General features: G+C 40.3%; 11 protein-coding genes. 1 reads left to right on the forward strand and 10 read right to left on the reverse strand.

The features are described 5' to 3' along the window. Together WSC_RS22090 and WSC_RS0106945 are read right to left on the reverse strand one after the other, a co-directional pair. Positions 1–7,090: putative Ig domain-containing protein (locus tag WSC_RS22090; protein ID WP_020477107.1), on the reverse strand; the 7,090-nt coding region annotated here is incomplete at its 3' end. A 26-nt stretch (positions 7,091–7,116) separates the two neighbouring features. Further along, a complete protein-coding gene (locus WSC_RS0106945) occupies positions 7,117–8,649 on the reverse strand; it encodes a hypothetical protein (protein WP_337459647.1) in 1,533 nt (510 codons plus the stop codon). A 255-nt stretch (positions 8,650–8,904) separates the two neighbouring features. Here WSC_RS0106945 and gloA2 point away from each other — a divergent pair, with 255 nt between their 5' ends. Next, positions 8,905–9,294: an SMU1112c/YaeR family gloxylase I-like metalloprotein gene (gene gloA2, locus WSC_RS0106950; protein ID WP_016955195.1), complete on the forward strand. Its 390-nt coding sequence runs from the start codon at positions 8,905–8,907 to the stop codon at positions 9,292–9,294. Between the two features lie 4 nt (positions 9,295–9,298). Here gloA2 and WSC_RS0106955 read toward each other — a convergent pair whose 3' ends face one another. The 8 genes from WSC_RS0106955 to WSC_RS0106990 form a co-directional block, all read right to left on the reverse strand. Continuing rightward, positions 9,299–9,628 carry a Na+/H+ antiporter subunit G gene (locus tag WSC_RS0106955; RefSeq protein WP_016955196.1) on the reverse strand — a complete coding sequence of 110 codons (330 nt, stop codon included), beginning with the start codon at positions 9,626–9,628 and terminating at the stop codon, positions 9,299–9,301. Positions 9,629–9,630: 2 nt separating this feature from the next. Continuing rightward, positions 9,631–9,900 carry a K+/H+ antiporter subunit F gene (locus WSC_RS0106960; RefSeq protein ID WP_016955197.1) on the reverse strand — a complete coding sequence of 90 codons (270 nt, stop codon included), beginning with the start codon at positions 9,898–9,900 and terminating at the stop codon, positions 9,631–9,633. Continuing rightward, positions 9,894–10,415: a Na+/H+ antiporter subunit E gene (locus tag WSC_RS0106965; RefSeq protein ID WP_016955198.1), complete on the reverse strand. Its 522-nt coding sequence runs from the start codon at positions 10,413–10,415 to the stop codon at positions 9,894–9,896. Before WSC_RS0106965 ends, WSC_RS0106960 begins: the two co-directional genes overlap by 7 nt. Continuing rightward, positions 10,415–11,923 (reverse strand): monovalent cation/H+ antiporter subunit D, encoded by a 1,509-nt coding sequence (locus tag WSC_RS0106970; RefSeq protein WP_016955199.1) that lies wholly within the window; start codon positions 11,921–11,923, stop codon positions 10,415–10,417. Before WSC_RS0106970 ends, WSC_RS0106965 begins: the two co-directional genes overlap by 1 nt. A gap of 2 nt (positions 11,924–11,925) precedes the next feature. Beyond that, positions 11,926–12,270 (reverse strand): Na+/H+ antiporter subunit C, encoded by a 345-nt coding sequence (locus tag WSC_RS0106975; protein ID WP_016955200.1) that lies wholly within the window; start codon positions 12,268–12,270, stop codon positions 11,926–11,928. Further along, complete coding sequence (locus tag WSC_RS0106980; RefSeq protein WP_016955201.1) at positions 12,270–15,080, reverse strand: monovalent cation/H+ antiporter subunit A; 2,811 nt, start codon at positions 15,078–15,080, stop codon at positions 12,270–12,272. Before WSC_RS0106980 ends, WSC_RS0106975 begins: the two co-directional genes overlap by 1 nt. 376 nt (positions 15,081–15,456) lie before the next feature. Next, a complete protein-coding gene (gene fusA, locus WSC_RS0106985) occupies positions 15,457–17,544 on the reverse strand; it encodes an elongation factor G (RefSeq protein WP_016955202.1) in 2,088 nt (695 codons plus the stop codon). Positions 17,545–17,737: 193 nt separating this feature from the next. Further along, complete coding sequence (locus WSC_RS0106990; protein ID WP_016955203.1) at positions 17,738–18,553, reverse strand: glucosaminidase domain-containing protein; 816 nt, start codon at positions 18,551–18,553, stop codon at positions 17,738–17,740. Between the last annotated feature and the right edge of the window lie 343 nt (positions 18,554–18,896).

Here is an 18,896-nt window from a genome sequence, read left to right on the forward strand (position 1 = left end):
TGCTTGCTGTACCACTAAGTACACCTGTGCTTGCATCAAAATTCAGCCATGTTGGCAAAGTTGGTGCGGATAAAGTTAAAGTATCCGAGCTATCCACATCGTTTGCGCTGAAGGTATAACTATAAACTTGATCTTCCGTGGCTGTGGTCACTGCTGTAGAAGTAATGACAGGCGCATCATTGGTATTGGATACTGTAATAGTAAAACTTTGTTGCAGCGTTTCCGTGCCGTCGGTGACAGCTAATACCACTGAATGTGAACCGACTTCATCGTTGCTTGCGGTGCCACTGAGCACACCTGTGCTTGCATCAAAACTTAACCATGTTGGCAAAGTTGGCGCAGATAAAGTTAAAGTATCCGAGCTATCCACATCGCTTGCGCTAAAGGTATAACTATAAACTTGATCTTCATTCGCTGTGGTCACTGCAGTAGAGGTAATGACAGGTGCATCATTGGTGTTGGATACTGTGATAGTAAAACTTTGTTGCAGCGTTTCAGTGCCGTCTGAGGCTGCTAATACTACTGAATGTGAACCCACTTCATCGTTGCTTGCTGTGCCAGATAATATCCCAGAGTTGGCATCAAAACTCAGCCATGTAGGTAGTGTTGGTGCAGATAAAATTAAAGTATCCGAGCTATCCACATCGCTTGCGGAGAAGGTATAACTATAAACTTGATCTTCATTGGCAGTGGTCACTGCGGTGGAAGTAATCACTGGTGCATCATTAGTGTTGGATACTGTGATTGTAAAACTTTGTTGCAGTGTTTCTGTACCGTCTGAGACTGCTAATACCACAGAATGTGAACCCACTTCATCGTTACTTGCTGTACCAGACAATATCCCAGAGTTAGCATCAAAACTTAACCAAGCTGGCAAAGTTGGTGCGGATAAAGTTAAAGTATCTGAATTATCCACATCAGTTGCACTGAAGGTATAACTATAAGCTTGATCTTCAGTGGCTGTGGTCACTGCAGTAGAAGTAATCACAGGTGCATCATTGGTGTTGGCAACTGTGATAATAAAACTTTGTTGCAAAGTTTCTGTACCGTCTGTGACAGCTAATACCACTGAATGTGAACCCACTTCATCGTTACTTGCTGTGCCAGACAATATTCCAGAGTTGGCATCAAAACTCAGCCATGTTGGTAAGGTTGGTGCGGATAAAGTTAAAGTATCTGAACTATCCACATCAGTTGCGCTGAAGGTATAGCTATAAGCTTGATCTTCAGTAGCCGTAGTCACTGCGGTGGAAGTAATGACTGGTACATCATTTGTATTAGCCACTGTAATAGTAAAACTTTGTTGCAAAGTTTCAGTACCGTCGGTTACTGCTAATACTACTGAGTGCGAACCCACTTCATCGTTACTTGCTGTGCCAGACAATATTCCAGAGTTGGCATCAAAACTCAGCCATGTTGGTGAGGTTGGTGCGGATAAAGTTAAAGTATCTGAACTATCCACATCAGTTGCGCTGAAAGTATAACTATAAACTTGATCTTCATTCGCTGTGGTCACTGCTGTAGAAGTAATGACTGGTGCATCATTGCTGTTGGCAACTGTGATAATAAAACTTTGTTGCAGCGTTTCTGTGCCGTCGGTTACAGCTAATACCACAGAATGTGAACCCACTTCATCGTTGCTTGCTGTACCACTAAGTACGCCTGTGCTTGTATCAAAACTTAACCATGTTGGCAAAGTTGGTGCGGATAAAGTTAAAGTGTCCGTGCTATCCACATCGCTTGCGCTGAAGGTATAACTATAAACTTGATCTTCATTCGCTGTGGTCACAGCGGTAGAAGTAATGACTGGTGCATCATTGGTGTTGGCAACTGTAATAGTAAAACTTTGTTGCAGTGTTTCTGTACCGTCGGTGACAGCTAATACCACTGAATGTGAACCTACTTCATCATTGCTTGCTGTGCCACTGAGTGCGCCAGTGCTGGCATCAAAACTTAACCAAGTTGGCAAAGTTGGCGCAGATAAAATTAAAGTATCCGAGTTATCCACATCAGTTGCACTGAAGGTATAACTATAAACTTGATCTTCAGTAGCAGTGGTCACTGCTGTAGAAGTAATGACAGGTGCATCATTGGTGTTGGCAACTGTAATACTGAAGCTTTGTTGCAAGCTTTCTGTGCCGTCTGTTACTGCTAATACTACTGAGTGTGAACCTACTTCATCGTTGGTTGCGGTGCCACTGAGCACACCTGTGCTTGCATCAAAACTTAACCATGTTGGCAAAGTTGGTGCGGATAAAGTTAGACTATCTGAACTATCCACATCAGTTGCGCTGAAGGTATAACTATAAGCTTGATCTTCATTCGCTGTGGTCACTGCTGTGGAAGTAATCACAGGTGCATCATTGGTGTTGGCAACTGTGATAATAAAACTTTGTTGCAGTGTTTCAGTGCCGTCGGTGACAGCTAATACCACTGCATGTGAGCCGACTTCATCGTTAGTCGCGGTGCCACTGAGTGCGCCAGTGCTAGCATCAAAACTTAACCATGTTGGCAATGTTGGTGCGGATAAAGTTAAAGTATCTGAACTATCCACATCGCTTGCAGTGAAGGTATAACTATAAGCTTGATCTTCATTAGCAGTGGTCACTGCTATTGATGTAATGACTGGTGCATCATTAGTATTAGCCACTGTAATAGTAAAGCTTTGTTGCAAGCTTTCTGTGCCATCAGTGACTGCTAATACCACAGAATGTGAACCGACTTCATCATTGCTTGCTGTGCCAGATAATATCCCAGAGCTTGCATCAAAGTTTAACCAAGTCGGCAAAGTTGGCGCGGATAAAGTTAAAGTATCCGAGCTATCCACATCTGTTGCGCTAAAGGTATAACTATAAACTTGATCTTCCGTGGCAGTGGTCACTGCGGTGGAAGTAATGACTGGTGCATCATTGGTGTTGGCCACCGTAATAGTGAAACTTTGTTGAAGTGTTTCTGTACCGTCGGTTACTGCTAATACGACTGAATGTGCACCCACTTCATCGTTACTTGCTGTGCCACTAAGTACACCTGTGCTTGTATCAAAACTCAACCATGTTGGCAAAGTTGGCGCGGATAAAGTTAAACTATCTGAACTATCCACATCAGTTGCAGTGAAGGTATAACTATAAGCTTGATCTTCATTCGCTGTTGTCACTGCTGTAGAAGTAATGACTGGTGCATCATTAGTGTTGGATACTGTGATAGTAAAACTTTGTTGCTGTATATCCGTGCCATCAAAAACATCTAATACAACCAGGTGATCGCCAACATTGTCATTAGTTGGTGTACCTGACAATACCCCCGAGTTGGTATCAAAAGTTAACCAACTCGGTAAAAGGCTAGCTGAAAATGATAATGTGTCGCCGCTATCAACATCAGTTGCGGTTAGCGTATAACTATATGCATCATCTTCATTTACATCTGTTATTTCAACCGAAGTAACTTCAGGTAAGCTATTTACAAACTCGACAACAAGGTTAGTAATTACAGGTGTCGCCGCGGCACTTCTACTTAAGTATTCAACTTTCCAGCGCAGATCACCAGCGGAGCCATTGGCAAAAGATAGTGGAACGCCATTTTCAACTGGATACCAATTGCTTCCACCATTATTCGACAAATAGAAAACAACCTCGATGTGATCAACTGACGTAAAGCTTGCAGTTAACAAGGCTTGAGGAATTTCAGTTATCGTTGAGTTCACTTGAATTGAAGTTGCGATATTCTCGCTAGTAGCGTAGTTGCTAATGCTGTTAACTAAGTTTTCACCAGCCCAAACTAACTCAATAAATTCCAACGAACCATTTAAATCTATATCAGCGATAACTGAAGCTTCAGCACCAAATCCTGCTGGTTCGATAGCTCTACCTGGATCAAAATTTCCAGACCCGTCATTTAAATGAACTATGTAAGACGAACCATAATTAGTGAAAAATAAATCTAGATCACCATCTGCATCCAGATCTACAACCTCAATATCACGAGTTTCTAAATCCCAATCGCCAAGCTGCACGGCTGGATTGGTGAAGCTTCCCGTTGCATCATTTAAATACAATAAGTTTATCGAATTGCCTGAGTATGGCGTTCCATATGCAATAACCAGATCAATATATCCATCTTTATTAAAATCCCCCGATGCTAAATAAGCTGCTGAGTCGTTAGTTTGACCAAATGTTACTGCTGAAGCAAAAGTGCCATCACCATTGCCTAAATAATAATAAGGTTCGCTATCAACAACGACAAAATCAAGATTTCCATCTTTATTAATGTCTTCAACAACTATCGGCGAATCAAATGCTTCAGATGCTATACTTGTGCCTGTAGTTGGAAAAGTTCCATCACCGTTGTTGAGATATAAACGTCTAACGGCGGATGAAGAAACAACATCTAAATACCCATCTGAGTCGACATCAACTAACTTTAAATCCCAAGTACGATCTACTTCATCACCAACATTAGCGACGGAAAAGTTTGCCGCACCATCATTTAAGTAGATTTTTTTTGTTAAATCATAGTTGCCTGTGACAATATCTATATCACCATCATTGTCCATATCTGCAATGTAAACAACTAGCGGGGTCTCTGTACTAACACCAATCTCAGTTGCAACCGAGGATAAATTGCCAAAACTATCATTGAGATACAATTTCATCGCTGCTGTATAATTTGCTACGAGCAAATCTGGCCAGCCATCACCATTAAAATCAGCGACCCGCCCACCAACTGAATTATCTGTATCAGCAGATATAGCTGTACCTGTATCCGCGCTAAAAAGGCCGGGATGATTATTAAATAGAATTTGACTATTTATCGATGACTGAGCAACAAAAATATCTAAGCTGCCATTGCCATCAAAATCAGCAAAAGCTAATTCATTCGAGACATCAACATCTGAATTCAAATATGTTTCTGTCGCAAAATTAGCTGAACCATCGTTATAAAAAATTAAATTTTGCGAATCTTTGGCAATTATTGCATCTAAATCGCCATCATTATCAATATCAACCAACTTGATATCATTGCTTGAATCAGTCGCACTACCAAACGCATTACTAAATTCGGTTAGTTGCCCCGTCCCATCATTTACATAAACATAGTTTTCGCCCGATTCAATGGCAATAACTAAATCAAAATCACCATCACCATCCAAGTCACCATAATCCACAGCAACAGCATTAATTGAGCTAGAAAAGCTAGTACCTGTAGAATCAAATGCACCGAGTCCTGTATTAAAATAGACCATGGCAACGTCAGTGTAATTAACTACAACTAAGTCTTTAAGCCCATCGCCATCTAAATCAACCAGAACCGCGTCACGCGAATTCTGTGCATCGCTAGAAATTTCCTCGGCATTATTAAAATTGGCCGAACCAAGATTAAAATAGACTTTATTCGTCGAACCGCTTTCAATTGTGATTAGGTCATTTAAACCATCAAAGTCTATATCCAAAACCAAAATTTTCTGGGTTGCAGCTAAATCTGAGCTGATAGCCTGGCCAGTATTGAAACTGCCAGAGCCCGAATTTAAATAATAAAAATTGCTACCACCATCAACTGCTGCAAGTATATCTTTGTGACCATCGTGGTTTATATCTGCAACCGTTAATGAAGTCGGTTCTAAATTATCAACTTGCGTCGCGGTCGACATATCACCGCTACCATAGTTTAAATAATAACTGATACCGTTTGCCTGCTGGCTTACTACAACATCAGGAAAAAAGTCTCCATCAATATCCGTGATCGCGGCAGCAATAACAGCTGCAGATGAATCTAATTCAGTTCCGTTCGCAGGCCAGCTGCCAGCACTTTGATTACGATATAACGCATTAGCATGTCCATTCGTATTCGCCGCAATTAAGTCGGTATCGCCATCAGTATCTATATCTATCGCCAATAAAGTTCTGGTTGCCTTAGCATCACTACTAATTTGCACACCATCAGCGAAACTGCCTACACCGTCATTTAGGTAATAAAAAATGCTCTGTTGATAATTAGCAACTACCGCATCCAAATCTGCATCATTGTCTATATCAAACAAGCTAATCGCGTATGTACTCAGGCTGTCACTTGATAAACTAGTTGATAAGGTAAAGTTTCCCGCACCATCATTTAGATAAATGTTATTTGTCCCCACAGATGCACTGATTAAATCTACATCGCCATCATTATCTATATCTCCGACCGCATACCCATAGGTATCATTTGTCGAATTGGTTAAAGCAGCATTACTGGGAAAGCTTCCAGTACCGTCGTTGTAATAAACTTTGTCTGCGCCGCTTAGTGAATAATTGGCGATGATTGCATCTAAATCACCATCGTTATCGACATCGGCAAGGTTAATATCAGTAGAATTGTCAGAGTGCGTACCTATGGTTGCAACCGAAGAAAAGTTGCCTGAACCGTCATTAAAAAACACCCTGTTTGGTTCACCATAATTGCCAGTCAATCCATTATTTGCAACTAGTAAGTCTTGATCACCATCGTTATCAATATCTGCAGCAATCATTTTCATGCTTGCATAATCACCATAAACGATAGGTGGGCTATGCGCCCCTAACACGGTACCGACAGCATCAAAGTTTCCATTACCATCATTAAAGTATATTTTATTTGTTTGTTCGTAATTGGCTATCGCCAAGTCTAAATCACCATCCTTATCAAAATCAGCCAGTACCAAAGACCTGCTATTTAAACTGTCTGTTGCAATTTGGATAGCCGAGCCGCTAAAATTTCCTTTTCCATCATTCAAGTACAGCTGATTAGCTTGACCAGCATTGGCAAAAATTAAATCTAGGTCTCCGTCATTATCAACATCGCCATAAGCAACGCCAGGTGTCCAATCTGACTCTGAGCCTATTTGCTCGCCAGCGGTTGCTGAGTTGGGGAAAGACACGCGTTTAGTCACTAAATCATGTAGTTTTAATTCACCACTAGACCACTCTAACGTGGTCGAAGCTGAATCCATTAAACTGGTATCGGTAAAATCCTCAGCTAGCGGTAATCCAGCAGACGCGGCATAGGCACCATAATGCAACAGACACAAGCATACAGCTGTGATTTTTATGGCTCTATTAAACAGTGTAGTTTGAATCATTGTTCTTCTTCTTAACTTGAATCCAGTTATATCAGCTTATAAAGCTTGACTGATTCTATGCTTGTTAGCCCAAAATCTTCGACTTCATCTTTGGTTACGACTTGATAATTAAAACTGACTTTTACATCTGGGTAGACTTGCCTAAAATAAGCAGCTGTCACTTCAACACGCTTTACCGCCAATTCAATAGCGCCAATTAAAGAGCCACGGTTAACAATAGTTGATTCGAAAAAAACATGCTTAATGGAATCATCAGCTTCTTTTGCGAGTTTTTGTTTACCTAATCCAGACAACCAATCGGAATAAGCTTTGAAGCTAATTTCACTAATAAATAACGGCTGCTCAAGGACTGGCTGGTGTGTTACTGAAATACGTAAGCCCGCTTCTGTAGACAGAATTTCTGCCGGGGTACTACATACATTAATTCTATGACGTGAAAGACTGAGCCCAACTAAATATTCGCTGACTTTAAACGCTCGCCAATATCCAGCTCTATGTTTTAACGCCTGACTATCTTTATCACTTTGCAAAATACAAATATCAACATGGGCTTGTTGATGACTTAATAAATAATCACCTAGCTCATTTAACTTGTTCTTTTTATCCGTATTTAATAAATAAGCGTTTGCTAAATAGCTAAACTTGAGATCCGGAAATTCGAGCTGCTCAGATTTAACAACTGGAGAATTGTGGATTGACTGTTGCGTACTAACAGGGGCTTTTATGGTCGTGTAATTACTCGGCTTTACCAATGAATTAGCCTGATTTTTTTGTGGTGGTATTGCAGTAGGTTCTACAGTTTCTTTGGTTGGTATTTCTTTTACAGAAACGGGATCAATTGGCGGTGAGGTTCGATGGGTTATCGGGTAATGCCACAGCGAATTAACATTAAATTGATATTTAAAACCAATTGATAAATTGGTTATAGAATGCCTTGGTAACTGAAACTGACCGATTTGTGTGTACAAAACAGCTGAATCGCCTAATTGATGCGATAGCTCCAACGCATAATGTAAGTCGGTTCCAGCTTGTTCAACGGATAAAGTCTGACTGGTGGAGTTGGTCAAGCTAAACTGATGTTTCCAATCGAATAGTCCTAATTTAGCTGACACAAAAGTACGCTTAAATATAGGATATTGCGCGACAAATGACGCTAAAGTACCTCGACCGGTATCAACATAAACAGGATTAACTTTCTGATGAAAGGCATCTAGATCATCAGTTAAACCTGTAAATGATAATTCACGTTTACCTAGATCTTGATAGGCCAATTCAAAAGCAAAGTTTGGATGAAATTGATAGCCTAAAGCTAGCTGATAACTTGTACCTTTTTTATCTACAGATAAGGTATCTAGAGTTACATTCTGATAGGCGCTACTGAGTTCAGAATCCGTAATTTGAGTTTCGCTCAAGCCAACCCCAACGGACAAATATATAGATTGTTGCTCTGGCTCTTGCGCAAAACTCCCCTTAGCTAGACATAAACAACTTAATATTAAAAGTACACATGTGTTACCTGAACTGAGTCGCTTACGCCAAAACAAAGTATGCCTGTACAATTTTATTATTCCGTCGTTTATATATTTAATTGAACTATCAGTGCCTGAGTATATGTGTAAATCAATTTTTTGCGCAAATATCTTTGTTTGGATAGCTCACAAAGTTTTTCGTCAAACAAAGATTGTTATCGGCAAATAGGATAATTACTTTAATTTAAATTTGTTTAAGCTATATGCTGACTCTATACTTATAGCCATTGCCTTCAGGTAAAGCAGTTGCCAAAATAGCGCATCTGTAAATAATTATATTTTGTCATGTTAAACATAAAACAAATTCACCACATCGCGATTATTTGCTCTGACTATCAAGAATCGAAAGCCTTTTATACACAAATCTTAGGTTTTGATGTTATCGCAGAAACATACAGGGCTGAACGCGATTCGTACAAATTAGATTTGGCTGTAGACAACCACTGCCAAATAGAGCTGTTTTCATTCCCGAATCCACCGGAGCGTCCTTCTCGCCCTGAAGCACAAGGCTTGCGTCATTTGGCTTTTAAAGTAGATGATGTCGCTGCAGCAAAATCATGGCTGGAGCAACAAGGTATAGCAGTGGAAGAGGTTCGGATAGATGAGCTAACCGGCAAGGCCTTTACCTTTTTTCAAGACCCTGACGGATTGCCATTAGAGCTATATCAGAATTAATATCCTACTTTTCAATTTTATCTAACCCTTGGGTATCTTCCCTTGGGTTAAGCTTGTGGTGAATAGCCGATTTAATCAGTATATAACCACTTATTGGTGCTGTGATCAGCAAAAAAATTGAAATAAGTATTTCTTTAAAACTATAGTCGGTATGAGTCGCTGAAAAATAAATCATAGCAGCAATTAACAAACAAGCCATACCAAGAGTAGTTGCTTTGGTTGGCCCATGCAAGCGCATAAAAAAGTCTGGCATTTTCACCAAACCAACTGAGCCAATTAATATTAATGTTCCACCCAACAATAACAATATTGAGACTATCCATTCATAAATCATAATTATTCGATTAAATCGCCTCTAAGTAAGTATTTACACAAAGCAACTGTACTGACAAAACCTAACATAGCAATCAACAATGCTGCTTCAAAATATAAACCTGTGTCATTATGCATACCGTACAAAACGATAATGGCTATACTATTAATGTACATAGTATCTAGTGCCAAGATACGGTCTGGTACCGACGGGCCCTTTAAGAGCCGCCAAATGTTCAGTAGCAAGGCCACCCCAAGCATGGCAAATACCAGAATAATCACTGTGCCTAACATTGGAAAATCTCCTTCAGTGGTGCTTCATAGCGGCTTTTAATTTGCTCAATAAGTTTAGTTTCATCATGCAAGTCCAATACATGAATCAGTAAATATTTTTGCTCCCGGTTATCCCAATCATCGTGTTCTTCGCTGATAGGATACACCTCAGCACTCACTGTGCCTGGTGTTAATGACACTGTACTCGCAAGTAAAGTGATAGGTAGAGCATCCGTCATATCGAGTGGTACTTTAACAAACGCGGGCCGTAATTTTTTATTGGGGCCGACAATTAAAATAGCCACCTGAATGTTCGCTGTAATAATATCGTACAACACAACTAACAATTGTTTTAGCGCCAATAATGGCCGTTTAACTCTAGGATGTTCGTCGGTAAATGGCCGAGTAATAATAGGTATCACTAGCGCAAAAAACGCTCCAAGTAAAACCTGACCAAAAGAAATACTGTTATTTAACAATAACCAGACTATCAACAATAAAATACTGGTCGCTGGTGCCGGAAAAAAACGATTCATTAAAGTCCCCCTGTCAGCGGAGCAACTGTTGTCACTGGATGAATTTGCATTGCAGCTTGCAAACAAAAATCGCTAATAGGTTTGGCAAATATAACCATAAGCGGTGATACAGCCGCTAAAATATAAACGGCATAAATTTTCGCTCGGTGCGCTGGTTTAACATCCATTTTGTCTGCATCCGTTGGCGTATTTTGCCAAAAGACTATACTGCCTGCACGTGTAACCCCAACCAATAATAATAAGCTAGACACCAAATATACCGGCCAGAATAGAGCATATTCGCCTTGTTGGTATGTTGCTTTTAGAATCCAAATCTTACCGATAAAACCGGAAAGAGGCGGCATACCAACAACCGCGAGCGCAGAAACAAAAAATACTAAACCTATCAATAGCCCTTGTTTGACTGGTCGGCCAGTGGTAATGCGATCTGCTACTTTGCCGCGTTGACTAGCGATTAAATCAACACATAAAAACAGCGCAGCACAAACTAAAGTGGAATGAATCAAATAGTAGATAGCAGCAGCTGTTGCTTGCATTTGTTGCATGCTCGCAAGTGCGATCAGGGTACCGGCTGAAACCACAATTAAGTTAGCAACGAGTTTACGCATATCTTTACTTGCGAGTACGCCCATGGTCCCCACAACTATAGTTGCGAGTGCTGCATACCATAAAATATTCTGCCCCATTGCACCCAACGGACCACTGTCGGCACTAAATATAGAATTATAAACGCGGATAATTGAATAAATCCCAACTTTAGTCATTATGGCAAACAGCGCAGCAACAACAGGCATAGCGTTTGAATACGTATTGGGTAGCCACATATGTAACGGCAAAAGCGCTGCTTTTAACGCAAATACAATCAGCAACAAAGAGCCACCTATCATAGCTAGATAAATGTCATCATCAGCCAATTGAGTAATACGAACGGCGACATCTTGTATATTTAGACTACCAATAACCCCATAAATGGTTCCGAGAGCAATCAAGAATACTGCGGAGCCTACTAGGTTAAGAATGACATAGTGCAGCGCACCTCGGGTGTTGTGTTTATCCGCGGCATGCATCAATAATGAGTATGAAGCAATCAGTAACACTTCAAAAAATACAAATAGATTAAACAAATCGCCTGTTAAAAATGCACCACTCACGCCCATTAATAAAAATTGTACCAAAGGGTGGAAAAAACTACCGCGAGCGTCATCACCAGCACAGCTAAACAACACACAGCATAAAGTTAAAAACGCAGCTAAACTCGTGAGAGTTACTGCAAACAAATCTGCATGCAGCACAATACCAAACGGTGCTTGCCAGTTGCCAATCGCGTAAGTCAGGGTTCCGAGGTTACAAACCTGTACAAGTAAACTCAGATTAATAGCCAACGCGATAATAGAAAAGCTTACAGAAGCAATTCTTCTTACTTTGATGTTTTTTCCACAAGGCGGTAAAAGTAAAAGCAACGCACTGAATAGCGGGAATAAAATCGGAAAAGCGACAATATGCTGCATGGCTATTTTTTAACTCCAATTTTATTATTTGTTTGCTGATTCACATAATCATTGCCTAAATCCGCACGCGCTCTGATCGATAAAATGACCGAAAACGCCGTCATGGCAAAACCGATAACAATGGCAGTTAAGACCAAAGCTTGCGGCAACGGATCGGCATATTGGTCATTCGCGCTTAGAATTGCCGCTTTATTAATGGTTAGTCGCCCCGATGCAAATAAAAACAAATTCACCGCATAAGACAACATGGTCAAACCTAAAACAATAGGGAAACTACGCGCTCGCAGAATTAGAAATACTCCACAGCTAACTAAAACCCCCACACAAACAGAATATAACAACTCCATTATTTATTGGCTCCTATTGATTTAGTATTTGCCTTAGGCTCATCATTCGCAGTCAATTTACCTAAACTAGCTAAGATCATCATGGTTGCGCCGACCACTGTTATATATACACCTAGATCAAAAATCATTGCGCTCGCTAACTCTGTTTTGCCAACTAGTGGAATATCAAAATAATCAAACCAACTGGTTAAAAATGGCTTGTCAAACACTAAACTGCCAACACCACAAATAAAGGCAATCATTACCCCTGTGGCAATAATTTTACGGTAATTGAAAAACAGCCGCTCGCTGATCCAATTCGAACCATGAGCAATATATTGCAAAATAATTGCTGTTGCTGTCACTAAGCCCGCAATAAATCCCCCACCTGGCAAATTGTGGCCACGAATAAATATAAAGGCCGAAACTAACAAGGCCAACGGTAATAGCGTTTGAGATATAGTGGCAAGTAACAATGGATATTTTTCACGCGCCCATTTACGTCCCTCGCTGTCGGTAGAAGGCATAAATAACGGTAGGTTATTGAGTAACTTATATATGCCAAGCGCTGCAATACCTAATACAGTAATTTCGCCTAAAGTATCAAAGCCCCTAAAATCAACCAAAATCACGTTAACCACATTAGTGCCACCCCCACCGGTTTTAGCGTTGGCAACAAAAAATTGCGAAATAGAGTCAAGTGGACGGGTAACCAATGCATAACAAATGCTACCAACAACTACACCACAGCCTGTCGCGATAAGTAAATCGCGTAAAACTCGGATTGAAGTAGACTCTTTCGGGGTTTTTTGTGGTAAGAAGAACAACGCAAGCATCAACAATACCACTGTGACGACTTCCACACTCAGCTGTGTGAGTGCTAAATCTGGCGCTGAAAACCGGGTAAATGCAACCGAAACCATCAAGCCAACAATAGAAATCATGATTAGGGAAATCATACGCTGACGGTGCCAAATAACAGTTGCAAGTGCCCCTGCAATCAACAAGCCAGTCCCCACTGCATTAAACATATCAATTGGGTGTGGTTCACTTTCTCCGACGAGTTTTTGCATATCAAACAGAGGCGCACCTGCGAAAAATAACACAACAGCGATAAGTACAATCGTATAACGTTGCAGTGAGCCATTTTCAAACTGAGCAATGCGTTTTTGACACCAAGCTAGGATAAATTCTAGTCCCTGCTCAAAAATATAACGACCTTCTAAAGAAGGTAAAGTCGCTTGAAATTGGAATAGGTGCTTTCGCAATGTATAAATTAACACACCACCAGTAACCGCCAATGCACTCATTAATAGAGGTAAATTAAAACCATGCCACAGTGCGATTTCAAATACAGGGGTACTTGTGGTTAACACAGCGCTTGAAGCTGCATCTAATATTTCATCAACAATCAGGTTGGGGAACATGCCCACCAATAAACAGATAGCAACTAACACTTCAATCGGCACGCGCATGTAACGCGGCGCTTCATGTGGTTGTTTCGGTAAATCAATTGGCTCACCGTTAAAAAATACATCGTGAATAAAACGAGCAGAATAAGCAACGGAAAATGCACCAGCAAGTGTTGCTAATACAGGTATTAACCACGACATTGAACCTAATAATTGCGCATGCAGGGTCTCAGCAAAAAACATTTCCTTCGACAAAAAGCCGTTGAGCAAAGGTACGCCTGCCATAGCAGCTGCTGAAACCATAGCTAAAGTGGCGGTAAACGGCATAAATTTCCACATACCGTTAAGCTTGCGCATATCCCGAGTGCCAGTTTCATGGTCAATAATACCGGTTGCCATAAACAATGACGCTTTGAAGGTTGCATGATTAATAATATGGAAAATAGCAGCAACAGTCGCAAGTTCAGTATCTAAACCAAGCAACAAGGTGATTAAACCTAAATGACTTATGGTTGAATAAGCTAATAAACCTTTTAAATCATGCTTAAACAACGCGACATAAGCCCCTAATAACAGGGTTGTTAACCCTGTTAAGCTGACAATAATAAACCAGATTTCAGTACCGGCTAATGCTGGGTAGAAACGCGCCATTAAAAATATGCCAGCTTTAACCATAGTTGCTGAATGTAAATAAGCACTAACAGGTGTAGGTGCCGCCATGGCATGTGGCAACCAGAAATGGAATGGGAATTGAGCTGATTTAGTAAATGCACCTAACAAAATTAATACCAGCGTCACTTCGTACCACTGACTTTGTTTAATCAGTTCACCACTAGCAAGAACTTGATCAAGTTGATAGCTGCCGACTATATTGCCGAGAATTAACAAACCCGCCAGTAAAGCTAAACCACCAGCGCCTGTGATTGTTAAAGCCATTAATGCGCCTTTACGCGCTTCAGTTTTATCCGACCAATAACTAATGAGTAAAAACGAACTTATACTGGTTAGCTCCCAGAAAAACCATAACTGAATCATATTATTAGACATAACTATGCCTAACATAGCAGTCATAAACAGCAGCAAGTACGCATATAGTTTAGGCAAGGAATCTTTAGCGCTTAAATAATAACGCGCATAAAAAATAACTAAACAGCCAATACCTAAAATCAGTAGCGCAAATAAAAGGGACAAGCCATCAAGCCGAAAACTTAAATGCACCCCAAGTACATCAAGCCATTGGATATGATCGTAAAGTGTTTCGCCGTTAAATACAGCCGGGGAGTGGTAAAGACAAACAACCAGCGCAATGAGTGGCGCTATTAGGGCTACTGCAGCAGTTTCATTGCGGCTTAACTTAGCCGCTCGTGATGAGATCAAACTGCCAATTGTAGTTATTAGTGGAACCCAGAACAAAGCCATATGGTTAAATCCATTAGTTATTACAATGACATAAGTATATCAAAAAACATTAAGATACCAGATTTAATCATGAGTTAAAAAGCGTTTTGTCAGCGTATTTAACCTAGTTCGCGACATTTCTGATTAAATAAAAACCTCAATAATATTTACCTAGAAACAACTCATGTTAACAATATGATATATAAAGAAAAATAAAAAGAAAAAACAAGGCGTTAAATACGGGCATGCAGCATTCAGACAAAAAATACTGGTTATCCTGTCAGACACTCAGCATATTTACCAAGTAGATTTGACCAAGTTGAGCTTTGGATAGGCACAAAAAAGCCTCACTATTTTACAACAGTGAGGCTTTTAAAAGAATTAATCAGCAAATAGATTATTTAGCTGCTTTTTTCTCTTTTTCAGCTGCAATTACAGCGTCAGCTACGTTTTGTGGACAAGCTGCGTAGTGTGAGAATTCCATAGAGAATTGACCACGACCAGATGTCATAGTACGTAATGTACCTATGTAACCAAACATTTCTGATAATGGAACGTCAGCTTTAACACGTACACCAGTTGCACCAGCTTCTTGGTCTTTGATCATACCACGACGACGGTTGATATCACCGATTACGTCACCAACATGATCTTCTGGGGTAAATACGTCAACTTTCATGATTGGCTCAAGTAATTGAGGACCAGCTTTTTTCATTGATTGACGGAAAGCGCCTTTTGCAGCGATTTCGAACGCGATAGCTGATGAGTCAACTGCGTGGTAAGCACCATCGTATAACTCAACTTCAACGTCTAGAGTTGGGAATCCAGCTAAAACACCGTGATTCATCATCTCTTTAAAGCCTTTCTCGATTGCTGGGAAGAATTCTTTAGGAACGTTACCACCAACAACAACAGACTTGAATGAGAAACCAGAGTTTGGCTCACCAGGACGGATGCGGTAATCAATTTTACCGAACTGACCAGAACCACCAGATTGTTTCTTATGCGTGTAGCTATCTTCAATTGCTTGAGTAATAGTTTCACGGTAAGCAACTTGAGGTTGACCTACGTTTAATTCAACACCATAAGTACGCTTCAAGATATCAACTTTGATGTCTAAGTGAAGTTCACCCATACCTTTAAGTATGGTTTCACCTGAATCTTCGTCTGTTTCAACTTGGAAAGTAGGATCTTCTGCAACCAATTTACCGATAGCAACACCCATTTTCTCAGTTGAACCTTTATCTTTAGGTGCAACAGCGATAGAAATTACCGGCTCAGGGAAGATCATAGGCTCTAATGTACAAGGTTGTTTCGGATCACATAAAGTGTGACCAGTTTGTACATTCTTCATACCAACGATAGCTATGATGTCACCAGCTTGTGCTGAAGTTAACTCAGTACGGTCATTCGCATGCATTTCAACCATACGGCCAACACGCTCAGTTTTACCTGTAGCAGAGTTAAGAATGGTGTCACCTTTGTTCAATTTACCAGAGTAAATACGTACGAAAGTTAATGCACCGAATCTGTCATCCATAATTTTGAATGCTAATGCGCGGAAAGGCTCATCAACAGAAACTGTTGCTACTTCACCAGTAGGTTCACCAGTTTCTTCATCTGTTAAGTCTTGTGGAACAACCTCAGTTGGAGAAGGTAAATAATCAACAACTGCATCCAATACTAATTGAATACCTTTGTTTTTAAATGCAGAACCACAGAAAGTTGGGAAGAATGACAAGTTGTGTGTACCTTTTTTGATACACTCTTTGATTTGCTCAATAGAAGGCTCTTCACCGTCCATATAAGCCATCATTAAGTCGTCATCTTGTTCAACCGCAGTTTCGATCAACATTTCGCGATATTCAGCGGCTTTTTCAACCATATCTTCAGGAATGTCTACAATTTCGTAGTTTTCAGGTAAACCTGAATCATCCCAGATGTATGCTTTTTGGTTTAATACGTCAACAACACCTTTAAAGTCATCTTCAATACCAATTGGTAAAGTCATAATTAAAGGGTTAGCAGCAAGTACCTTTTTAACTTGCTCTACAACGCGGTAAAAATCAGCACCCATACGGTCTAATTTGTTTACGAAGATCAAACGAGATACTTCTGCGTCATTCGCGTAGCGCCAGTTAGTTTCTGATTGTGGCTCAACACCACCAGAACCACAGAATACACCGATACCACCATCAAGAACTTTTAATGAACGATATACTTCTACAGTGAAGTCAACGTGTCCAGGGGTGTCGATAACATTTAAGCGGTGGTCTTTCCAGAAACAAGTTGTTGCTGCTGATTGAATTGTAATACCACGCTCTGCTTCTTGTTCCATGAAGTCGGTAGTAGATTCACCGTCATGTACCTCACCAGTTCTGTGGATTTTACCAGTAAGCTTAAGAATACGTTCAGTTGAAGTAGTTTTACCCGCGTCTACGTGAGCAAAAATACCAATATTTCTATATTTGGATAAATCAGTCATTGCTATACTCTATTAAACATATGTCAAGAAATGTAACGCGCGATAGGATACAAGGTAAACGAGCAATTGAAAAGAAAGACAGCGTTAGATTTAAAAATAAACTGTTTTTTTGACATTTAATGTCGAAAAGTTGCGAAAACGAGCGAGTTTAGCAAGCGTACCACCAGATTAAAGCGATACGCTTGAGGCAAATTTAACTATCTAAACGGTCTAATTTGTTAAAACGTATCATCTGTCTAAGTTCTTCTATATATTCATGACCACGCTCGGAATATTTCTCCAAACCAGACGCTAGTTTAATACCTGTAATGCTTTGTTGTTGATTACGCAGCTTCTCACGCAAACCACGAAGCTGGCGGTAAGCTTCATGGGTATTTAAGTTATGCATATAACGAAAAACCGACTGCTGTGGACTATTAAATTTGGCTACTTCATGGACTTGCCCCTCATCTCTGCCACGTGGCACTAAACCACAGCCTTTACGAAAACACCATTGGCCGAAAAAGTTATTGCCTTGCACCGCAAATCTTGATGTGCCCCACGCACTCTCGTTGGCAGCTTGCGCTAAAGCTAAAGAAGGTGGAACAACATCAATTCGTCGAATCAGCGTCTGCCAATTCTGTTCATTGCTGACCGAAAACCCTTCAATGTCATATTCGTTGGCAATGCTTTCTACGTGAGCTATTTGCTCAGACGTTAGCTGAGTGCGCTTTTCGTAAAGCTCAACAACCTCATCACGCAAAGCTAATAACTGGTTATTGCGAAACTCGACAATAGGTAAAAAATAATTGAAGAAAGCTTTTTTGCGCTCTTTGCCAGCAGGAATAGCCTTAAAATCTGGTTTTTTGCCAGGTAAGGCAAGTTGTTTGCCTCGGTCGATATAAGCTGAATCACTTTGCTCATCTACATCGCTGCTTTTGTCGGTAACACCCGTGGTATAGTCAATGACCAACAAAATGACGATAGCTGCGATTAAACTATTAAAAAATGCGTTATCAAATTTATACATAAAAATATCCTGAACTAACCTTTGTCCGAATTACAAACTTCACTTTATCTTATGAGTTTGACTATTTATCGTGCAGTTAAACTAAATTATAGCAGTTTGCCAAAAAAGCCACTTGAACCAAATTAACGAATCCGTATCATCAGCGCCCCTTTCACTGCGCATTATTAAGAAGTAAATGAAAAAACTGCTAGCCGCCCCTGTAAAAATGTCCTTACCAGAAAGTGAAAATCAGCTGTATCAAAACATGCTGAAGATCATCTCAGATATCAGTCTAAACTTGCTGGCGATAAAAACCGCCGACATTATAGATGAAATCCCCGGTGATTTTTTAACTTGGTGCCAA

The organism is Catenovulum agarivorans YM01 (assembly GCF_000281085.1).
GTDB lineage: Bacteria > Pseudomonadota > Gammaproteobacteria > Enterobacterales > Alteromonadaceae > Catenovulum > Catenovulum agarivorans.

Excerpts from the sequence above, each read along its gene's own strand:
- WSC_RS0106960 (WP_016955197.1), bottom strand. The coding sequence starts at position 9,900 with ATGTTAGGCACAGTGATTATTCTGGTATTTGCCATGCTTGGGGTGGCC.
- WSC_RS0106955 (WP_016955196.1), bottom strand. The coding sequence starts at position 9,628 with ATGATTTATGAATGGATAGTCTCAATATTGTTATTGTTGGGTGGAACA.
- fusA (WP_016955202.1), bottom strand. The coding sequence starts at position 17,544 with ATGACTGATTTATCCAAATATAGAAATATTGGTATTTTTGCTCACGTA.
- gloA2 (WP_016955195.1), top strand. The coding sequence starts at position 8,905 with ATGTTAAACATAAAACAAATTCACCACATCGCGATTATTTGCTCTGAC.
- WSC_RS0106970 (WP_016955199.1), bottom strand. The coding sequence starts at position 11,923 with ATGCAGCATATTGTCGCTTTTCCGATTTTATTCCCGCTATTCAGTGCG.
- WSC_RS0106965 (WP_016955198.1), bottom strand. The coding sequence starts at position 10,415 with ATGAATCGTTTTTTTCCGGCACCAGCGACCAGTATTTTATTGTTGATA.
- WSC_RS0106980 (WP_016955201.1), bottom strand. The coding sequence starts at position 15,080 with ATGGCTTTGTTCTGGGTTCCACTAATAACTACAATTGGCAGTTTGATC.
- WSC_RS0106990 (WP_016955203.1), bottom strand. The coding sequence starts at position 18,553 with ATGTATAAATTTGATAACGCATTTTTTAATAGTTTAATCGCAGCTATC.
- WSC_RS0106975 (WP_016955200.1), bottom strand. The coding sequence starts at position 12,270 with ATGGAGTTGTTATATTCTGTTTGTGTGGGGGTTTTAGTTAGCTGTGGA.